At 65.1% G+C, this 18828-nt stretch carries 16 protein-coding genes; 10 read left to right on the top strand and 6 right to left on the bottom strand.

The features are described from left to right. Positions 1-30 precede the first annotated feature (30 nt). From ACV22Z_RS32460 to ACV22Z_RS32445, 4 genes are all read left to right on the top strand, one after another. Positions 31-1758 carry an ABC transporter ATP-binding protein gene (locus ACV22Z_RS32460; RefSeq protein ID WP_448080335.1) on the top strand — a complete coding sequence of 576 codons (1728 nt, stop codon included), beginning with the start codon at positions 31-33 and terminating at the stop codon, positions 1756-1758. Beyond that, positions 1751-2452 carry a subtilisin-like serine protease QhpE gene (qhpE, locus tag ACV22Z_RS32455; protein WP_448080334.1) on the top strand — a complete coding sequence of 234 codons (702 nt, stop codon included), beginning with the start codon at positions 1751-1753 and terminating at the stop codon, positions 2450-2452. Before ACV22Z_RS32460 ends, qhpE begins: the two co-directional genes overlap by 8 nt. After that, the gene (qhpG, locus tag ACV22Z_RS32450) at positions 2452-3813 is read left to right on the top strand and encodes a flavin-dependent monooxygenase QhpG (RefSeq protein WP_448080387.1); all 1362 of its coding nucleotides are present in this window, start codon (positions 2452-2454) and stop codon (positions 3811-3813) included. Before qhpE ends, qhpG begins: the two co-directional genes overlap by 1 nt. A 355-nt stretch (positions 3814-4168) precedes the next feature. Beyond that, the gene (locus ACV22Z_RS32445; protein ID WP_448080333.1) at positions 4169-5308 is read left to right on the top strand and encodes a porin; all 1140 of its coding nucleotides are present in this window, start codon (positions 4169-4171) and stop codon (positions 5306-5308) included. A gap of 122 nt (positions 5309-5430) precedes the next feature. Here ACV22Z_RS32445 and ACV22Z_RS32440 read toward each other — a convergent pair whose 3' ends face one another. Beyond that, positions 5431-5634, bottom strand: coding sequence for a DUF2970 domain-containing protein (locus ACV22Z_RS32440; protein WP_448080386.1), 204 nt, complete (start codon positions 5632-5634; stop codon positions 5431-5433). Between the two features lie 653 nt (positions 5635-6287). Here ACV22Z_RS32440 and ACV22Z_RS32435 point away from each other — a divergent pair. From ACV22Z_RS32435 to ACV22Z_RS32420, 4 genes are all read left to right on the top strand, one after another. Next, positions 6288-7871: an isocitrate lyase gene (locus tag ACV22Z_RS32435; RefSeq protein WP_448080332.1), complete on the top strand. Its 1584-nt coding sequence runs from the start codon at positions 6288-6290 to the stop codon at positions 7869-7871. 291 nt (positions 7872-8162) lie between these two features. After that, entirely contained in the window at positions 8163-8912 is a 750-nt protein-coding gene (locus ACV22Z_RS32430; RefSeq protein WP_448080331.1) for a DNA/RNA non-specific endonuclease, read from the top strand. Beyond that, a complete protein-coding gene (locus ACV22Z_RS32425) occupies positions 8902-9165 on the top strand; it encodes a hypothetical protein (protein WP_448080330.1) in 264 nt (87 codons plus the stop codon). The genes ACV22Z_RS32430 and ACV22Z_RS32425 overlap by 11 nt, the downstream gene beginning before the upstream one ends. A gap of 249 nt (positions 9166-9414) precedes the next feature. After that, positions 9415-9798, top strand: coding sequence for a hypothetical protein (locus tag ACV22Z_RS32420; RefSeq protein WP_448080329.1), 384 nt, complete (start codon positions 9415-9417; stop codon positions 9796-9798). Between the two features lie 225 nt (positions 9799-10023). Here ACV22Z_RS32420 and ACV22Z_RS32415 read toward each other — a convergent pair whose 3' ends face one another. Then, positions 10024-10482, bottom strand: coding sequence for a hypothetical protein (locus ACV22Z_RS32415; RefSeq protein WP_448080328.1), 459 nt, complete (start codon positions 10480-10482; stop codon positions 10024-10026). Positions 10483-11097: 615 nt separating this feature from the next. Here ACV22Z_RS32415 and ACV22Z_RS32410 point away from each other — a divergent pair. After that, positions 11098-11565: a protein kinase gene (locus ACV22Z_RS32410; RefSeq protein ID WP_448080327.1), complete on the top strand. Its 468-nt coding sequence runs from the start codon at positions 11098-11100 to the stop codon at positions 11563-11565. 111 nt (positions 11566-11676) lie between these two features. On the opposite strand, the gene ACV22Z_RS32405 is transcribed toward ACV22Z_RS32410, so the two are convergent. Together ACV22Z_RS32405 and ACV22Z_RS32400 are read right to left on the bottom strand one after the other, a co-directional pair. Continuing rightward, a complete protein-coding gene (locus tag ACV22Z_RS32405) occupies positions 11677-13590 on the bottom strand; it encodes an SMP-30/gluconolaconase/LRE-like region family protein (protein WP_448080326.1) in 1914 nt (637 codons plus the stop codon). 590 nt (positions 13591-14180) lie between these two features. Beyond that, positions 14181-14630 (bottom strand): ester cyclase, encoded by a 450-nt coding sequence (locus ACV22Z_RS32400; RefSeq protein WP_448080325.1) that lies wholly within the window; start codon positions 14628-14630, stop codon positions 14181-14183. A 603-nt stretch (positions 14631-15233) separates the two neighbouring features. On the opposite strand from ACV22Z_RS32400, the gene ACV22Z_RS32395 reads away from it, so the two are divergent. After that, on the top strand, positions 15234-15662 hold the full coding sequence (locus ACV22Z_RS32395; RefSeq protein WP_448080324.1) for a VOC family protein: 429 nt from the start codon (positions 15234-15236) through the stop codon (positions 15660-15662). Positions 15663-15874: 212 nt separating this feature from the next. Here ACV22Z_RS32395 and ACV22Z_RS32390 read toward each other — a convergent pair whose 3' ends face one another. Both ACV22Z_RS32390 and ACV22Z_RS32385 read right to left on the bottom strand, forming a co-directional pair. Continuing rightward, a complete protein-coding gene (locus ACV22Z_RS32390; protein WP_448080323.1) occupies positions 15875-18118 on the bottom strand; it encodes a 2Fe-2S iron-sulfur cluster-binding protein in 2244 nt (747 codons plus the stop codon). Between the two features lie 37 nt (positions 18119-18155). After that, on the bottom strand, positions 18156-18800 hold the full coding sequence (locus tag ACV22Z_RS32385) for a glutathione S-transferase family protein (RefSeq protein ID WP_448080322.1): 645 nt from the start codon (positions 18798-18800) through the stop codon (positions 18156-18158). Between the last annotated feature and the right edge of the window lie 28 nt (positions 18801-18828).

Genomic DNA, 18828 nt, shown 5'->3' with positions numbered 1-18828 from the left:
CCCCTCGCCCTCCAACGCCGACGACGCCCGATGCTGAACCTCGTGCTGCGCTTCGTGAAAACCGACGACCGGGCGCAGCTCGCGCGCTCGCTCGGCTGGCTGTACGGCTTCGTGCGGCCGCACCGGCTCGCGATCGCGGGGCTGCTCGCGCTGTCCGCATGCGCGTCGCTGCTCGCGCTCGCGCAGCCGTGGCTCACGAAGGAGCTGATCGACCGCGGGCTCGTCGGCAAGGACTTCCGGATGCTCGTCGCGATCGCGTTCGCGATGGTGGCCGCGGGGTTCGTCGGTACGCTGCTCGGCGGCGTCAATCGCTACCTGCACACGCGGCTGTCGGGCCGCGTGCTGTTCTCGCTGCGCAGCGCCGTGTACGCGCACCTGCAGCGGCTGTCGCCGTCGTTCTACGGGCAGCGGCGCCTCGGCGACCTGCTGTCGCGCCTCGACGGCGACGTCGCCGAGATCCAGCGCTTCGCGCTCGACGCGCTGTTCGCCGCGGTGTCGAACGTGATCGGCCTCGTCGGCACGCTCGTGCTGCTCGTCACGCTGTCGTGGAAGCTGTCGCTGCTCGCGCTGCTGCTGATCCCGTTCGAGATCCTGTGGCTGCGCACGATGCGCCGCAAGGTCGAGCGCGATGCGCGCGCGGTGCGCGAAGGCGCCGCCGACGTGTCGTCGTTCCTCGTCGAGACGCTGCCCGCGATGAAGTTCATCCAGGCCGCCGGCCAGCAGCAGGCCGAGCAGCGCCGCCTCGACGGGCTCGGCGATCACTACATGCGGCGCCTGCTGAAGCTGCAGGTGACGGAGTTCGTCACGCAGTCGGTGCCCGGCACGCTGACGTCGCTGTCGCGCGCGGGCGCGTTCATCGTCGGCGGCTACTGGGTGATCGAAGGCCACTGGCCGCTCGGCTCGCTGATCGCATTCTCGAGCTATCTCGGCATGGCGATCGGCCCCGTGAAAAGCCTGCTCGGGCTGTACGTCGCGCTGCAGCGGATGACGGTCAGCCTCGGCCGCGTGATGGAGCTGCAGCGCGCGCCGGTGTCGGTGCAGCCGGCGGCCGTGCCGCGCGACATGCCGGCCCGCGGCGACCTCGAATTCGACGACGTGTGGTTCGCGCACGACCAGCGCACGCAGCCGGTGCTGCAAGGCGTCAGCGCGCGCGTGCCGGCCGGCAGCAAGGTCGCGCTGTCCGGGATGTCGGGCAGCGGCAAGTCGACGCTGATCGACCTGCTGCAACGCTTCTACGATCCCCAGCGCGGCAGCGTGCGCATCGACGGCATCGACCTGCGCATCGTCGATCTCGACGCGCTGCGCCGCCATGTCGCGGTGGTCAGCCAGGACATCGTGCTGTTCCGCGGCAGCCTCGCGGACAACATCCGCTACGCGGTGCCGCTCGCGCCGCGCAGCGAGATCGCGCGCGCTGCGCGCGCGGCGCAGCTCGACGAGCTGATCGCGACGCTGCCGGGCGGCTTGGACGGCCCGATCGGCGAACGCGGCCAGCAACTGTCCGGCGGGCAGAAGCAGCGGATCGCGATCGCGCGTGCGCTGCTGCAGGACCCCGCGATCCTCGTGCTCGACGAAGCGACGTCGGCCGTCGACGAAGCGACGGAACGGCAGGTCATCGCGCAGATCGACCTGCTGTTCGGCGACCGCACGCGGATACTCGTCAGCCACCGCGCATCGACGCTCGCCGGCGTCGAGCTGCATTTCGAGCTCGCGAACGGTCGGCTTGCGCGGCGCACCCGCGAGGATGCCGCGCATGCGTGACGCGCTGCAGGCTGCCGCTGCGATCCGCATCGGCGTCGTCGACAGCGGCCATCCCGCCGCGCTCGCATCGCATGTCGAGGCCGCGCAGCGTTTCTGGTTCGACGACGACCAGACGATTTGCAGCGGGCCTGCGGAACCCGACCGCCTCGGACACGGCAGCGCGATCTGCGCGACGATTGCCGGCGCCGCGCCCGCTGCGCCGCTGTGCGTTGCGCAGGTGTTCGACGCGCGCGGCGTGACGAGCGCCGCGCAGATCGCCGACGCGATCCGCTGGCTGATCGCGCAGCGCGTGCGGATCATCAACCTGAGCCTCGGCGTGCGAGCCGACCGCGATGCACTGCGCGACGCCTGTGCGGACGCGATCGCACAGCGGATCGTCGTGTTCGCGGCGAGCCCCGCACAAGGCGCGCCCGTGTTTCCGGCGAGCTATCCCGGCGTCGTGCGCGTGACCGGCGACGCGCGCTGCGCATCCGGCCAATGGTCGTGGCTCGACAGCGCGCAGGCCGATTTCGGCGCGGTTGTATCGGGCGGCGGGCCTGGCGCACCGGCCGGCGCGAGCATCGCGTGCGCGGCGATGAGCGGCATCGCGGCCCGCTGGTTCGCGCGTTATCCGGACGCCGACGCGGATGCGCTGTTCGCGCACCTGCGCGCCGGCGCCGCGTTCACCGGCGTCGAACGGCGCGTGTGCGCGTGATGGCCGGGCCGCATATCGCCGCACACGCGGTGCTCGCGCCGGCCGGCGCGCATATCGCCGTGCTCGGCGCCGGGCCGGCCGGCGCGGCGGTGGCGCTCGGCGTCGCGCGGCTCGGCTATGCGGTGACGGTCGTCAGCGAATGGCGGCGCTTCGATGCGGTCGAGGGCGTGTCGGCCCGCGTGCTGCAGGGCTTGCAGCATGCGGGCCTGACGCACGCGGCCGCATGCGCGTTGCCGCCGTGCGCGCGCACGACGCGCTGGAACGGCGACACCCGCACGCTCAATCACGAACACCTGATCGACCGGCGGCGCTTCGACATCGCGCTGCGCCGGGATCTCGCCGACGCCGGCATCGATGTGCGCGAAGCGACGATACGCGCGGTGCAGGCCAGCGGCGACCGGTACGCGATCCGTATCGACACGCCGGCCGGACCGGACGTGCTGCACGCGGCGTTCGTCGTCGAAGCGCGCGGCCGGCTCGCGCCGCTCGCGCGCGATGCGGTGCGTGGCCCGCAAACGCTGAGCCTGCTGAACGTCTGGCAAGGAGCGCCGGGCGCTGGCGCATCCGCGATCGAAAGCCTGCCCGACGGCTGGGCGTGGATGGCGCGCCTGCCCGACGGCCGCTGCTACTGGCAGATGACGCTCGACGTCGCGAGCACGACGCTCCCGCCGCGTGATGCGTTGCCCGCGTGGTGCGCGGCGCTGCGCCGCACGCCGCTCGCGCGGGATTTCTTCGGCGGCTACAAGGACGATGCGGACGCCGTGCAGGTAGTCGCGCGTACGAGCAGCGCGACGCTGTGCGGCGACACCGGCGGCACGAACTGGCTGCGCGTCGGCGATGCGGCGATGGCCGTCGATCCGCTGTCCGGCAACGGCATTTTCCAGTCGCTGTCGTCGGCGTTGCAGGCGCCTGCCGTCATTCATACGCTGCTCGCGCATCCCGACCGCGCGGCGCTCGCACTGCGCTTCCACCAGCGCCGCATCGCGCACCTGTTCACGCGCTTCGCGCGGATCGGGCGCGACTTCTACGCGCTCGAACAGCAGTGGGCCGATCGGGCGTTCTGGCGCGCGCGCCGCGCGTGGCCCGACGACGCGCCGTCGCATCCCGCGCCCGATTTCCGCGCGCTGACGGTCGAGAAGGCGCCCGTGATCGACGGCGACACGATCGCCGAAGCCGACGTCGTCACGAGCCCCGACCAGCCGCTCGGCATCTGGCATCTGCAAGGCATTCCGCTCGCGCCGATCGTCGACGCATTGCGCGACCATCCGGCCGCGCAGGTGCTCGCATCGCTCACCCCGCCGCACGCGGCGCTCGTGCGCCGCTGGCTCGAGACGCAAGGCTATCCGCTGTCGCTCGCCTGACGTAACCGCCTCGCCTGACGTATCCTCCTCGCCTCACTCATCTGGCGCGCGCCCCCTCTTCCTTCGTTGTCGCGACCGCCGGGGCTTCGGCACGTCGTTTTGCACGCATGTCGCGTCTCAATCTGAGACGCGACATGCGACACGAATTGCGACATGCAACGGGTGTCGTACGCGTTTTCCCTCTGCAGCAGGTCTCGTCGATGCCGAATGCGGCATGAGATCGAACGCCGCGCGCATGCGTTGCCCCCGACACGCGCGATGGCACGCCATCTGCTTATCGGTGTTCGCGCGGCTGCGATGCATCCGGTCGCGCACCGGACCATCGACCGATTCCTTCTTCAAGCCCGCATCCCCCATGAAAACACGATCGCTTCTCATCTCGGCAGGATTCCTGATCGGCTGCGCAAATGCGCATGCGCAAAGCTCGGTGCTGCTTTTCGGCGTCCTCGACGAAGGCATCAACTACACGAACAACGCCGGCGGCAAGTCATCGTGGCAAATGACGGGCGGCGAGCTCGCGACGAGCCGCTGGGGCATCAAGGGCGACGAGGATCTCGGCGGCAGACTGCATGCGATCTTCGATCTCGAAAGCGGCTTCGCGCTCGAGAACGGCCAGCTCGGCTACGGCGGCCGCCTGTTCGGGTTCCAGTCGTACGTCGGCCTGAAGTCGGACAGCTTCGGCACGCTGACGCTCGGGCGGCAGTTCGATACGGTGTCCGATACGATCGGGCCGCTGACCGCGAACGGCAGTTGGGCCGGTTTCCTGTTCTCGCATCCGCTCGACAACGACAACACCGACGCGTCGTTCCATTCGAACAACGCGGTGAAGTACACGAGCCCGACGATCGCCGGCCTGTCCGGCACCGCGATGTATGGGCTCAGCAACGTCGCGGGCGGCTTCGCGCGCAACCGGATGATGGGCGTCGGGCTGAACTACGCGTATCAGACGCTGTCGGTCGCCGCCGTCTATGAAAACCTGTCCGGCCCCGGCAGCACGACCACCGGCGCGCTGACGCCCGACGACACCGGCTTCGTCGCGGGCAACCAGAAGATCTACGGGATCGGCGTGAACTACGGGATCGGGACGGTAACGCTCGGCGCCGTTTATTCGCACGTGAACGTCAGCCAGCCCGATGCGTCGCTGTACGTCGGCAGCCTCGGGCTGTCGAATGCGCGGCTGACGTTCGACAATATCGAGGTCAACGCGCGCGTCAACCTTACGCCGGCCTTTCTCGTCGGCGCGATGTACACGTACACGCGCGGCGGGGTCGACCAGGCCGGCGTGAAGTCGACGCTGCACTGGAACCAGGCCGGCGCGATGGCGCAGTACCTGTTGTCGAAGCGGACATCGGTATATACGCAGCTCGTTTATCAGCAGGTCGCGGGCGGCGCGACCGGCACGCCGCTCGACGGCGCGCTCATCCCGGGCGGCCCGGGCGCGTCGTCGAACGGGCATCAGATCATCGCTCGCGTCGCGTTGAATCACACGTTCTGAGCGGGCAGGCGGCGGCATGGAATGCGCAGTGTGCGCATCCGTGCCGTCGTCGCGGGCGTCACGGGCGTCACGGGCGTCGCAGGCGGTCGCGGACGACGCAGACGACGCAGACGACGCGGCGATCAGAATCCTTGCATCGTCGACGTCGGATCGGCAACCAGATGCACGACGCCGTAGATCACCGCACCGATCAGCGCGGCGAGGATGATCGCCACGAACGGCAGCAACGTGAAGTTCGCATTCGCGAGATCCGCAGCATGCGCCTTGCTGTTGCGCACGCCGAAGAAACTCCACAGGACCAGGCGGATCATGCTGAGCAGTTTCATGACGTAGCTCCTTTCATCGAATAGGTTGACGTCATGGTCGATCCGATCGGCATGTGAAAAAAGAAGCAGATGCGGACGCTTTTCGGGCAGCAGGCCCCCTTTGGCGCCAAAGTCACTGTGACTGCCGCCAATGGCGTGAGGCCGGGCGACATGGTTCAAGCGACGGACGTCGGGGTCACGGTAAGTCGGGTCTCATCCCCCTCCCTGGAGCCGGAACGCATTCTTTAATGACGGGCCGAGCTGCACCCTTGCGGCTCCAACCGATCCCGAGCGCACGAGCCCCCCGGACGCTTGGCGGCCACACGCATCGTCCCGTTTCGAACAGACGTCTGCCAAATCATCCCGACAGCATTCGTTGCTCGAGCCACCCGCGCCGGTCCTGCCTCCAGCAGCCGAAAGAGCGTTTCACATTGCGGAACCCCCCTCGAATTTCCGCGGCATGCTCTTTTCGTCGCTTGAAAACATGTTTTACATCGCAAAAATCACAACGCAACCCATTGAAAAACAAGAATAAATTATGTCTTATGTCTTATATAAGACATCGCCAAAGCGCGCCAGGTCAGCGTTACTATTGAGTCATGCAGTTCGCTTCGACAGACGGAGCGGCACGCCCAACCATTTACTCAAACGCGCTTTGCTCTTAGGAGATTGACATGGCCCAGTATCAAGACGACATCAAGGCAGTTGCCGGTTTGAAGGAGAACCACGGCAGCGCGTGGAATGCCATCAGCCCCGAGTATGCCGCCCGCATGCGTGCCCAGAACAAGTTCAAGACGGGTCTGGACATCGCCAAGTACACCGCCAAGATCATGCGCGCCGACATGGCCGCCTACGATGCGGACCCGTCCAAGTACACGCAGTCGCTGGGCTGCTGGCACGGTTTCATCGGGCAGCAGAAGATGATCTCGATCAAGAAGCACTTCAACAGCACCGAACGCCGCTACCTTTACCTGTCCGGCTGGATGGTGGCCGCACTGCGCTCCGAGTTCGGCCCGCTGCCGGACCAGTCGATGCACGAAAAAACCTCCGTCAGCGCGCTGATCCGCGAACTGTACACGTTCCTGCGCCAGGCCGACGCCCGTGAACTGGGCGGCCTGTTCCGCGAGCTGGACGCGGCCGAAGGCGCTGCTGCCAAGGCCGCGATCCAGGAAAAGATCGACAACCACGTCACCCACGTGGTGCCGATCATCGCCGACATCGACGCGGGCTTCGGCAACGCTGAAGCAACGTACCTGCTGGCCAAGCAGTTCATCGAAGCGGGCGCATGCTGCATCCAGATCGAAAACCAGGTGTCCGACGAGAAGCAGTGCGGCCACCAGGACGGCAAGGTCACCGTGCCGCACGAGGACTTCCTGGCCAAGATCCGCGCGATCCGCTACGCGTTCCTGGAACTGGGCGTGGACGACGGCATCATCGTGGCACGTACCGACTCGCTGGGCGCCGGCCTGACCAAGCAGATCGCCGTGACCAACGCGCCGGGCGACCTGGGCGACAAGTACAACTCGTTCCTCGATTGCGAAGAACTGTCGGCCGACCAACTGGGCAACGGTGACGTCGTCATCAAGCGCGACGGCAAGCTGCTGCGTCCGAAGCGCCTGCCGAGCAACCTGTTCCAGTTCCGCGCCGGCACGGGCGAAGCGCGCTGCGTGCTGGACTGCATCACGTCGCTGCAAAACGGCGCCGACCTGCTGTGGATCGAAACCGAAAAACCGCACATCGCACAGATCGGCGGCATGGTCAGCGAGATCCGCAAGGTCATCCCGAACGCGAAGCTGGTGTACAACAACAGCCCGTCGTTCAACTGGACGCTGAATTTCCGCCAGCAGGCGTACGACGCGATGAAGGCCGCGGGCAAGGATGTGTCGGCATACGACCGCGCGCAGCTGATGAGCGTGGAATACGACCAGTCCGAACTGGCGGCGCTCGCCGACGAAAAGATCCGCACGTTCCAGGCCGACGCGTCGCGCGAAGCAGGGATCTTCCACCACCTGATCACGCTGCCGACGTACCACACCGCCGCGCTGTCGACCGACAACCTGGCCAAGGAATACTTCGGCGACCAGGGCATGCTGGGTTACGTGGCTGGCGTGCAGCGCAAGGAAATCCGTCAGGGCATCGCCTGCGTCAAGCACCAGAACATGTCCGGCTCGGACATCGGCGACGACCACAAGGAGTATTTCAGCGGCGAAGCAGCGCTGAAAGCGGCGGGTAAAGACAACACGATGAACCAGTTCTGATACCGGTCATACCCCGGCAAAACGCCAACCCATACAGGTTGGCGTGAATGATGGCCAGCCCGATCCCTACTCAGCAGACTACGCTGAGTAGGGATTTTTCATTTGGGAGGCCGTCAGGGGCGCCATCTCGCTTGGCGTTTCCCGCTCTGCCACGATGCGTCCTGCGTTCACGCCTGGCGGCTCAAACTTCGCGGCCCGAGCCAAACGGCGCGCCTCGAAACCAGCGACACCCCGCTCGCTACACACCCGATCGGTCATATACTTCCGGTCCCTCCACTCAATGTCAGTTTCATGCGGAAATATCTCGCCGGCTTGCTGATCGCAATCGCATCGCACGCCATCGCTTCCGACAATTGTGCGCAATTCAGCCCGCAGGGCACGCCCCCTGTCCTGGTCAATCCCAGGATGGCCGCCAAGACCCGCCTGCTCTGCTATTCGGATTTCGAGGTCCTGCACTCCGGTATCACGCATGGCCCGTTGTGGTCCGCGGAACACCTGACCCGCGCGCATCTCGAGGCTGCCAAAGACGAAGTTCGCACCAACCGCTTTTTCGAAGAACAGCGCCTGCCGGCCGGCGAAGGTGCGCGGCTCTCGGATTACCGCAAGAGCGGCTACGATCGCGGGCACATGAGTCCGGCGGGCGACCGCTGGAACGACCAGGCGATGGCCGACTCGTTCTCCCTCGCGAACATGGTGCCGCAGAATCCAACGAACAACCGCCGGCTGTGGGCGCACGTCGAAGAGGCCGTGCGCCGGATCGGCATGCGCGCCACGGATACCTACGTCGTCACCGGCCCGATGTTCAAGGGCGCGGAACTGAAAACGATCGGCGCAACCGGCGTGATCGTTCCGACGCAGATTTTCAAGGTAGTCTATGTCCCTGAACAACGTCTTGCGTTCGCCGTCATCGTCAACAATACGGCTGCAAACCGCTACGACATCGCGACGGTACACGAGCTCGAAGCACAAAGCGGATTGCGATTCCCCGGCATCCCGGAGTCGCTGAAGGACACACGTATCGGAGGTTTGAATGGTGTTTAAAGCGTTCGAGGATGACACATCCATCCTGAATATCCACGGTGACGATTTCACCGTGACCAACGATCCGGAGCGTATCGTTCTGTCAGGCACGCTGGAAGTGACGCGGGACAAGGCAGGCCTCGCGGCCGCGCTCGCGTTGCAGCAGGCAATCGCGAGCATCGTCGAAGCACTGCAGCATGATCCGTCGCTCCCCGAGCACATCAAGGAAGAGCCGCCCGCGCCAACGGGCACGGTCAAGAATCCGTTCGCGTGACACGTCGACGTCGATATGGAAAATCGACGCGATGCAATCGCTTCGCCGCCGCCGCGGAGCTCGACCCGGCTCATCTACTGTGGCGATCGGCGGCGGTCTGTACCTGATCGCGGCGACTCTGCGGCCACGTAACGCGACCTTGCCGGCTCGCGCTCGAGGGTTTTGTGAGCCTCGGGCGCGGCAACAATGCCGATGGTTGGCCGTCGGCGGACATGCTAGGATTTCTTTCAAACAACTCCGGAGACTGCTATGCCGTTCATCTGCGAAAACGTTGAATGTCGTGCCGTGCTGGCTCGTGGGCAGGTCAGATCCAGTCACGAGGACGAGGGGTGGTGCTTCTACTGCCCGGACTGCAAAGCCAGGAACGAGTTGAAAGATATCGGCGTACCTGGCGGTCCTGTCGAGTTGGTTCAGCCAGAAAGATCCAGCCTTCCGCACAAGGTAATAGCGACTGCTCGACCATTGGAGGACGGCAGATACGCAGCGCAATTGCGCGTTCAGAGGGCACTCGGTGTGAAAGGAACGTACGCGGCCGAAGAGCACTGGGAGCAGCTCGGTGTATTCGTCGACGCGCAAGCGGCCGTAGCGCATGCGAAGTCTTTCGCAACAGACCTGCTGGAACGAACGGCCTAGTCGCGAGTGGCACGCCGGATTGCGCAATACCTGGCAATGCGCGGATCGGTACGGGAGGCCCACGTCCGTAGATCCGCGCGACAACCTGGTGCTGTACGGCGCGCACGCCGCGCAGAAAGCGATTCAGCTTTCGGCGCGCTCGATACGCGCCATAAACGGGTACCGCACCAGTCCGAATACCCCACCAAACACGATGTGACTGGCTTGAGTTCAACCACCCTTAACTCACGAAGCACCACTGGCAGCGAGCTTGACAAATAGTCTGGCGGCTTCGTTGCCATGCGACAAAGCGCGCAGTGCAAGGGAGAGTGCTAGCTGTGCGTCGTGGGAGGCCGCGCTACGATCCTGATCGAAGAGCTTGACGGCGTGGCGCATATGCTGCGCTGCCTGCGTGTGAAGCTCCACTGCCGCCGCATGAAGTTTTGCCACGTCCGCGGCACTTACGCCTGAGCCGCTCGATGGAGGCGTTACTGATGGCGTATTGGCGCTGTGCGCGCCGGCGTCGTGTGCCTGATCGATCGCATGCAACGTGTGGCCATGGGCCATCAACGCCGGAAGTGCTGCGTGGGCAAAGTCTTGACCGTCCTCGAAATGCCGCGACGCCTCACGGTGATGTCGCGCGGCCTGCTCGTGGTGTGACGCCGCGGCTTCGAGATGACCTTTCTTGCTGTGCTTCGTGTTCATGCCGGCTCCCGTGCAACTTCAGGAATGACTCGGATGGCGACCGATTCGAAGACACGGTGGCGGGTCGCAAGAAGGTCCTAATCTACTCGCACTTGCGCCTTCTGTGGTATTTGCATCTTGCGGAAAATCGGCATCGCGTTCGCCGGCTTTTCGACCCGGGTCGTTGTCGTCAGCACTCATGCGGCCGTTCGAACGTCGGCGTCGCCCTCTAAGCAGCCGTCGCGCCATCGCAAGTCCATCAGGCCGCAACGGGCCGACATCGAGCGTTCGCGCGATTCTTTGGCACGATTGTCAGCCAGCTTTCCGCGCGTGTGCCTTGGCTACACGGGGGCGTATCCATGGGATCTGCGACGCGCACCGGCGAATCCCAAGGGTAACCGGGCCTCTACGTCTCGATGGACGAACCCGATGAATGGGTCGCATACGCAATTGCGAGCGACAACGCCACACAACGGTCTGAACAACGTCACCGCTCTTTAAGCGATGGGTAATTTCGTGCGGGGGGAACCAGTCGCTGGTGCAAAGTTGCGCTATTTTTGAGATATAAAATGCGAGACAGCCCCCGATGCTGTGGCGGCTTTGCCGAAAGCATGTTCGATTTCCGAGAGGTGAGTCATGAAAATCTGCCGATTGAGGCCGTTCGTCGTTGCTGCAGTGCTTGTGATCGTCGTCCATGGTGGCGCGTTCGCGAAGACCGAAACCTGCCATCCCGCATCGGAGAAGCAGATTGCGGCACTTTTCGATCGCTGGAACGATTCGCTGAAGACTGGCGACCCGGACAAGGTCGTGGCGAACTACGCGCCGCGCTCGATCTTGCTGCCGACCGTCTCCAACAAGCCGCGTTTGACCGTTGAGGAAAAGCTGGACTACTTCAAGCACTTTCTCGAGAAGAGACCCGTCGGCACGATTGACTTTCGCGACATCATGATCGAATGCAACACGGCGATCGACGCGGGGCTCTACTCGTTTCAGTTCGCGGACGGCTCGGTTGTCAAGGCGCGCTATACGTTCACCTATGAGTGGAACGGGCACACATGGCTGATTACCAGCCATCATTCGTCGAAGCTGCCAGAAGGTAATTGAGCGACACGGTTGGCCCAGGGCCTGTTCACGCAAATAATGCGCTTGCGAACGTGCCTTGCCGGTCGCGGCCGCGCGCTCGCCGAAGGCCGCAGCGCCCTGCGCCGCGGCCAATCACGGCGTCCAGCGATACACGACGACGCTGGAGCCGTTGTAATTGTCCTTCGTGATCACGTACTCCCCGGTCGTCCGTCGGTACGACCGCAGTCCGTACATCGAATCCACGTCATTGCCGACGTACACGGCGCCGGGGCGGCTGTTGCTCAACGTATTGTCGAGGCCGCCGGTCGTGAGATTGAACGCGTCGATGTCGGGCACGGTGTGCACGTAGCCGACGAACAGATAGTTGCCGGTTGCCGTGATCGACTTGGGATTGGCGCGGGTGAGGTTGATGACCGGCTTGGGCGTGGTGGTGTTGCCGGCGAGCCAGCCGTGATAAACCTCGATCCGGGTTCCGATCGCCGTCCAGTCCGTGCTGCCGACGATGCCCTGGGCGAGGATCATGGTGTCGCTCTCCGGCAGGTAGATGATCCGTGTCAACGGCGCGATCGTGCCCGGAATGGGCGTCGATCCACCGGCTCCCCAATTCGGCTTGCCGCTGGCGTCGAAGCCGGTCAGTGGGTAGTGCCAGATGGCGTTCGTCTTGTCGAGCCCGGCCCACACGTCGCCTTTGCTGTCGAGGCAGAATCCGTTGCGGACCTTGGCGGTCGCATTGAACGCGGTGCCCGGAAGCGCCGCGTCCGGGATCGCGATGTAGCCGTTTGCGCTGTTGAAGTGGAAGAAGTAGAAGGTGTCGGGATTCTGGCTGGCCGCTACGAGGATCCGGTTTGCGCCGACGGCGGCGAGCTGGCCGAAATGCTCGCCGCGTTCGTGATCGTTGAGGTTGATGCGCGGATCGGACGGATAGGTGATCGGATCGACCGTGTTCGCGACGAAGGTTCCGCCGGCGGAGCCGGTATAGAGATTGGTGCCGCCATAGAAGTACGCGCCGTCGGTAGCCGGATCCGGCGCGGCGATCCCCTCGAAGTTCAGTGACTGCAGCTTCCAGCGCAGATTGCCGACGCTGTCATACGCGTGGATGTCGGTGCCGCCGTCGCGGCCGAGATCCCAGGTTCCGCCCCACGGGTTGTTGAGCACATACAGATTGCCTGCAGAATCCTTGCCGATCCCGACGACGCGGGTAAAGCGCTTGTCGCCGACCTGGCCCTTCGTTCCCGTGGTCGTGTCGAGATATCCGCCCCGAACGCCGAACGTGCCCGCCAGAAACGGCGCGCGCGAGACATCGTAGATCTTGATGTTCATGTCGGGACCCTGATCGCCGATCATCAGACGCGCGGTCGCCGCATCGAAATACAGGGCGGACGGCCGGGAGGATGCGGACAGCCGGATCGCGTTCAGCGGCGCGCCCGCGGGATTGAATTCGACGACCGTACCCGCGTTCTTCTGCGCGACCCAGATGTTTCCCACGCCGTCCAGCGCGAGCGCGCCGGGGCCGGAGACGGTGATATCACGCTGCCAGACGCCGGCGGTGGTGTAGACACGCACGCGATTGCCGGGGAAGTCGCTCGCGTAAAGCAGCGAGCCCGACGTCGCGAGTCCGGTGACGACATCGGCGCGCCTTTCCGTCGTCGTCGCGCTGACCGGGATGAGCAGATCGCGGGTCTGACTGCTTCGGTTGTACCGCCCCACGGCGCCGCTGCCGTACGTAGATTTGAACTGCAACGCGGCGAAGATCGACGTGGCGTTGCCGGTAATCGCGCTGCCCTGGAATTCGTTGTGCGCGCCGATCGAGCCGATGCTTTTGCGGTTCTGGTAGATCGCAACGCCGCCCTCGTTTTCGTCCCACATCGACGCGGTATAGATGACGCCGTCGGGCGCGATCCACATCGAACGCGCAACGCTGCCCACGCGGCTGGCGTTGGTCCCGTATGTATTCGCCAGCCAGTCGGTCATGTATGCCCCGTGACACGCCGGCGTCGCCGTAATGGTCAGCACGGCGGCAAGAAATGCAGCATGGATTTGCTTCATGGTCTGTGTCAGTCTTTACGTGTTTTCCGTCACCCCGCGTGCGGATCATCATTGTCCGATTCGTCGATGACAATCGATACCGTTCCGGACAGGGTTTACCGGTGCACGCAGGCAATGCCCCGCTTTCGATCGTGGTCGATGGCGCCTGACAAAGTCATGAACGACGTTGAATGGATGCTTTCAGGAATGCAGAACGTCTGGACGCGTATGGTCGGAGTCAGTCGAGCGTAACCGGACGGTAAGTCATTCCCGGTTGAAGGTGCTCAATATCCGTCGAAGGGTCGCTTCGGCCGTGCGGTAGGCCAACGTACCTGAGTGAGTGACTCGTGCACATTGAGAATTGCCATCGTGACAGCTGTGGGTCGACCAGTTGAATCCACGGTCGGTTGTGTCCGACCGCGTCGGGCGGCAGTCGGCAAAAAAACGACGGTCAACGTTGTTGCTTCGAATGCCCCTTCTTTGCCCCAAGGCTGACCCTCTGGGTTAGCGCGATGCCCATGGAACAGGCCGGGGTGCGACCGGCCCGTTGTCGTTGTGTCGTTAGATGGGTACAGCGTTGCCTGGAGACTGCGGAAGCGCTGCGCCTTCCATCACGCTGCCTTGACGAGTCCAAGTTGTTGCAGCGCGGTCACGCCGTCGTCCAGCCCGATTTCTTCAACTATCTTGCCGTCCTTGAGCCGAAGCACGGTCGTGCCGGTGAAGCGCATTTTCCGACCGGTCGCAGCAGGCAACGATCCAAAGAGGAAATCGCTGAATGCCGGACCGGTATGTGTGCCGCCCCCCTCCCAGCGGCCAACGACATAATCTCCCTCGGCGATGAGATCCGCCGCGCCCCAGAAGTTGAGGTCCGGGAACGCTTCGCGGAAATCGGTCATGAATGCCTTGATGTCCTCGCGACCACGCCGCGGTTCGTGTAGCGAGTATTGAAGAAGCATGTCGGGCGCGGCAAGTTCATCGACGATGTCGAGATTGCATGTCTCGCCCCAGAAATCGGTGAACCAGCGGCCCACGATGGCCTTGTTGTCATCTTCCTTTGACATGGTGAACTCCTCATTGACTGAAGTTGGGAGAGGGAAACGCAATCGCTTCCCTCTGCCTGAACGATATTGGCGCAAGCAGTCGCGCGCCCCCTGTTTCTTGCTGCAATACTCGATAAACCGACACGCGGCTGATGGCGGCGATGGTCTTTACGCGTATCGTTCGGCTGACATGCATCACGTCGGAGTGAGCAACGACGACAAGACGGCATGGCCGTTTGCGTCAAGCGTCACTTTGTGTCCGCGCAATTGGACAGCAAGAATCGGGGTGCCTGCGCCGGGCCGCGGTCATATCACGTCCACGTAGTCGCACAGCAGGCGAGGTCGTCGGACGAAAAATGGTGCCCTCGACCAAAATCGGAAATGGACAATCGAGCGTCAGCAGTACGTCGGTGACGTGACGCGCGCAGTCGATGGCGCGAGCGCGACCAACCCCGCCCGATCGCCGTTCGCCGCCGGGTGGTGATGCCTGCCGGCCATCTGAAACAAGCCTACACTCACCCATGCCCCGCGCGACCTGAATACTGGCCGCCGCATCAGATCGACGGCCGCGGGCGGACAGATTCGTTCCTCATGGCGCCGCGCATTCGCGGCAAAGGAGATGCCATGGAAAAGATCCCCAAAACCACGGCCTTGTTCATTGCCGGCTTTGGCCCGATCGTGATTGATGCCCAGGCAAGCCGCGAGCTTTACAGTCGGGCCTTCGGTATCCCCTTCAAGGAAGAGAAAGGTGGCTATCTCCACACGGAGAGCCTGAAAGGCGCAAACACCTTCGCCTTGTGGCCGCTCTCTCAGGCCGCTCAGTCGTGCTTCGGCACGGATTCGTGGTGTGCTGACGTACCCGTCCCGCAAGCCTGGATCGAGTTTGATGTCGACAACGTCGAAACGGCTACGGCGGAACTCGAATCACGCGGATATCGGATGCTGGTCAAGAATCGGAATGAGCCGTGGGGCCAGACTGTCAGCCGCTTCATCGGGCCGGAAGGATTGCTGGTGGGAATCACCTTTACGCCATCGATGCGCGAAGACAAATGATGGCGCCCAAAGTGGCACATCCTTCGGCTGATGCCTGACCAGGCCTGCGAGCGGCACACACCAGCAGGTTCGCCACGATGATGCCGGCGGTCAGCGGCACGTACAGCCAGCCACGCAATCCAGCGAGCCCGCGATGTAGAGCCCGATGTGCCGGCCAGCAGCACCGGCTTGCGCCCGTGGCGGTCCGACAGCGGCCCAGCTCGACGGACGCGTCAAAGATCGAGCACGAGCGGCTCGCCGGCCCCGGCAGCGGGCTGCGCGACGCAGAGCAATGCGCAACCCGTCTCGACGGGGGCGTCCGGTGTCTGCACGTAGTCGACCTGCCCCGCCAGCACGCGAGTCGCGCACGTGCCGCATGCGCCCGAGCGGCATTCGAACGGCACGTCGATGCGCTGCGCTTCGGCGAGTTCGAGCAGGCTGCCGTCGGCGGGCGTCCACGTCGCTGCGCGCCCCGTCCGGCGAAACGTGACCGTCGTTGTGACCGTTCCAAGCTCGCCGGCCGGCGCGCTGGCCGCATGCGCCGGCTTGCGCGTCACGCTCGACGGCCCGAATGCCTCGAAGCGGATGCGCTCGTCGGCCACGTTGAGCGCGCGCAAGCCTTCATACAGATCGCGCATGAACGCGGAAGGCCCGCACAGATAGAAGTCGTAGTCGTCGAACGGCAGGATGCGCTTCAACTGCGCGACATCGACGCGGCCCGGTCGCGCGAGTCCGCCCTCTTCATGCCGGCTGTCGAACCAGTGCAGCGACAAGCGCGCATCGGCAGCGGCCCGCTGCATCAGTTCCGCCGCGAACGGACGATCGACCGCCGTGCGTGCGCCGTGCACGAAGATCACGCGCCGCGACGGATTGTCGTCGGCGAGCGCGCGATCCAGCATCGCGATCATCGGCGTGATGCCGATGCCCGCCGAAATCAGCACGGCCGGGCGCGGGCTCGACATGTCGAACGTGAAATGGCCGCGCGGCGTCTGAGCATCGATGACCGCACCGGCCTGCGCATGGTCGTGCAGCCACGTCGATACGAGACCCTCGCGCTTCACCGTGATCCTGTAACGCCGGCCGTCGGAAGCAGCGGACAACGTATAGCTGCGCATGACCGGTGTGCCGCGTCCCGGCATCGAGATGCGGATCGGTACGTGTTGCCCCGCTTCGTAGGACGGCAATGCGCCGCCGTCTGCCGCCTCGAAATGGAACGAACGGATCGCGCGTGCTTCGTCGATGATGGCAGTCATGCGAAGCGGTCGCCAGGTCGGTGGGGATTCCGTTTGTGCACTCGATGCCGCTGGAGCGTTCGACACCATTGACGCTGCTGACACCGGCGAAGGTGAAGCCGAAGCCGAAGCCGAAGCCGAAGCCGAAGCCGAAGCCGAAGCCGAAGCCGAAGCCGAAGCCGAAGCCGGCAGCGTATGCCCACGCCTGCCCGGCGCCAAGCCGTCGACAGACGCATCGGACGCCGCCCCACCGGCGTCATTCAAACCGCTACGCGCGACGCGATCCGCAAACTGCGGCGCCCATTCGACCGTCGACCACCGGAACGGCATGACCGCCGCGCTGCGCCGCACTTCCTGCACGCGATACCGCACGACCCGCTGCGCGCCGTCGAACGACGCGACGAGCGGTCCGTCCCAGACGATTTCGGCCAGCGCGGCGACATACAGCACATCGCCGCGCTCGAAATCCACGAACAGCAGGCCTGCGCGCGGGTCATGCAGCAGGTTGCCGAGCGTGTTGAAGAAGCGGTTGCCGCTGAAATCCGGCGTCGTCAGCGTCCACGCATCGTCGACGCGCACGAAGCCCGGCGTCCCGCCGCGATGCGACACGTCCACGCCGCCCGCCGCGCCCGCGTCCGCCGACGTATTCGCGCTCGCGACGAAGAACGTATCCGCCTGCGCGAGCAACGCGCGATCGGCGTCGCTCAGGCGATCCGACCGTTCGAGCCGACGCGGCTCGGCGCCACCGCGCGGCTCGAACACCGGCGTACGACCCTGGATGTATTTCGCACAGTTGCCGAAGCTCTGCTCGACCGCGAGCGTCAGCGCGTGGCCGTCCACCGCCTGCACGACGCCGTTCACGCGATTGCGGCGGCGCGTGGCGAACTCGATGCCGAGCCCGCCGAGTTGCGCGCCGGCCCGCCATGCGCCGTCGAGCGGATCGCCGGGCAGTGTGTCGCCGGCGATCCGCAGCGTGCGCGGATCGGGCGACCACACGAAACCCGGCGCGCCCACCCGCAACGTCGCCCAAGGCTGGCCGCCCGCATCGACGCCGCCGAGCACGAAGAACGGCAATTGCGCATAGAACGTCCGGTGCTGGTCGGGCATGAAGCGCCGGATCCCGCGCCGTCCGGCGGCCCCCGCCGCCTCGGCCACGCCCGCACGCTGCTGCACCGCGAGCTCACCCGCGTGAAACGGCGGGACGTCCAGTTCCCAGCCCGGAATCGCAACAGTCGGCGCAGGCATCGCTTGCACTCCTGATGAAGATGACGTGATACATGCGTCACGCGGCGAGCAAACCCGCCCGTGTCGTCGGCATCGCGACGAACCCGGGCAGCGCCTCGACCCGCGCCAGCCACGCGCGCACGTGCGGATACGGCGCGAGCGACACGCCGCCTTCCGGCGCATGCGCGATGTATGTGTAGGCGGCAACGTCGGCGATGGTCGGCCGCGCGCCGGCGGCGAACGGCTTGTCCGCCAGTTCCGCGTCGATCGCGTCGAACAGCTTGATCGCCGTGCGCTTCGCGGCTTCGTGATCGAGCGGCGCGCCGAACACGGTCACGAGCCGCGCCGCGCACGGGCCCGCCGCGATCGGGCCGGCCGCGAGCGACAGCCAGCGCTGCACGGCCGCCGCGCCGGCAGGATCGTCGGGCAGCCATTGCGCGTCGCCGTAGCGTTTCGCGAGATAGACGAGGATCGCATTCGAATCGGCCAGCACGAGGCCGCCGTCGTCGATCACCGGCACCTGCCCGAACGGATTCAGCGCGAGAAAGGCCGGCCGGCGCTGCTCGCCGGCGCGGAGATCGACTTCGACAGTCTCGAACGGCACGCCGAGCATCGACAGGAACAGGCGCACGCGATGCGCATGCCCCGACAGCAGGTACGAATAGACGCGGATGGGAGAAGCGGGCTTGCCTGCGGCCGACATGGGGACACTCCGGAATCACGCGCCGCCG

This window comes from Burkholderia sp. PU8-34 (genome assembly GCF_053427725.1).
The sequence above is the reverse complement of the archived record's forward strand: the minus strand, read 5'-3'. Positions and strand labels throughout refer to the sequence as shown.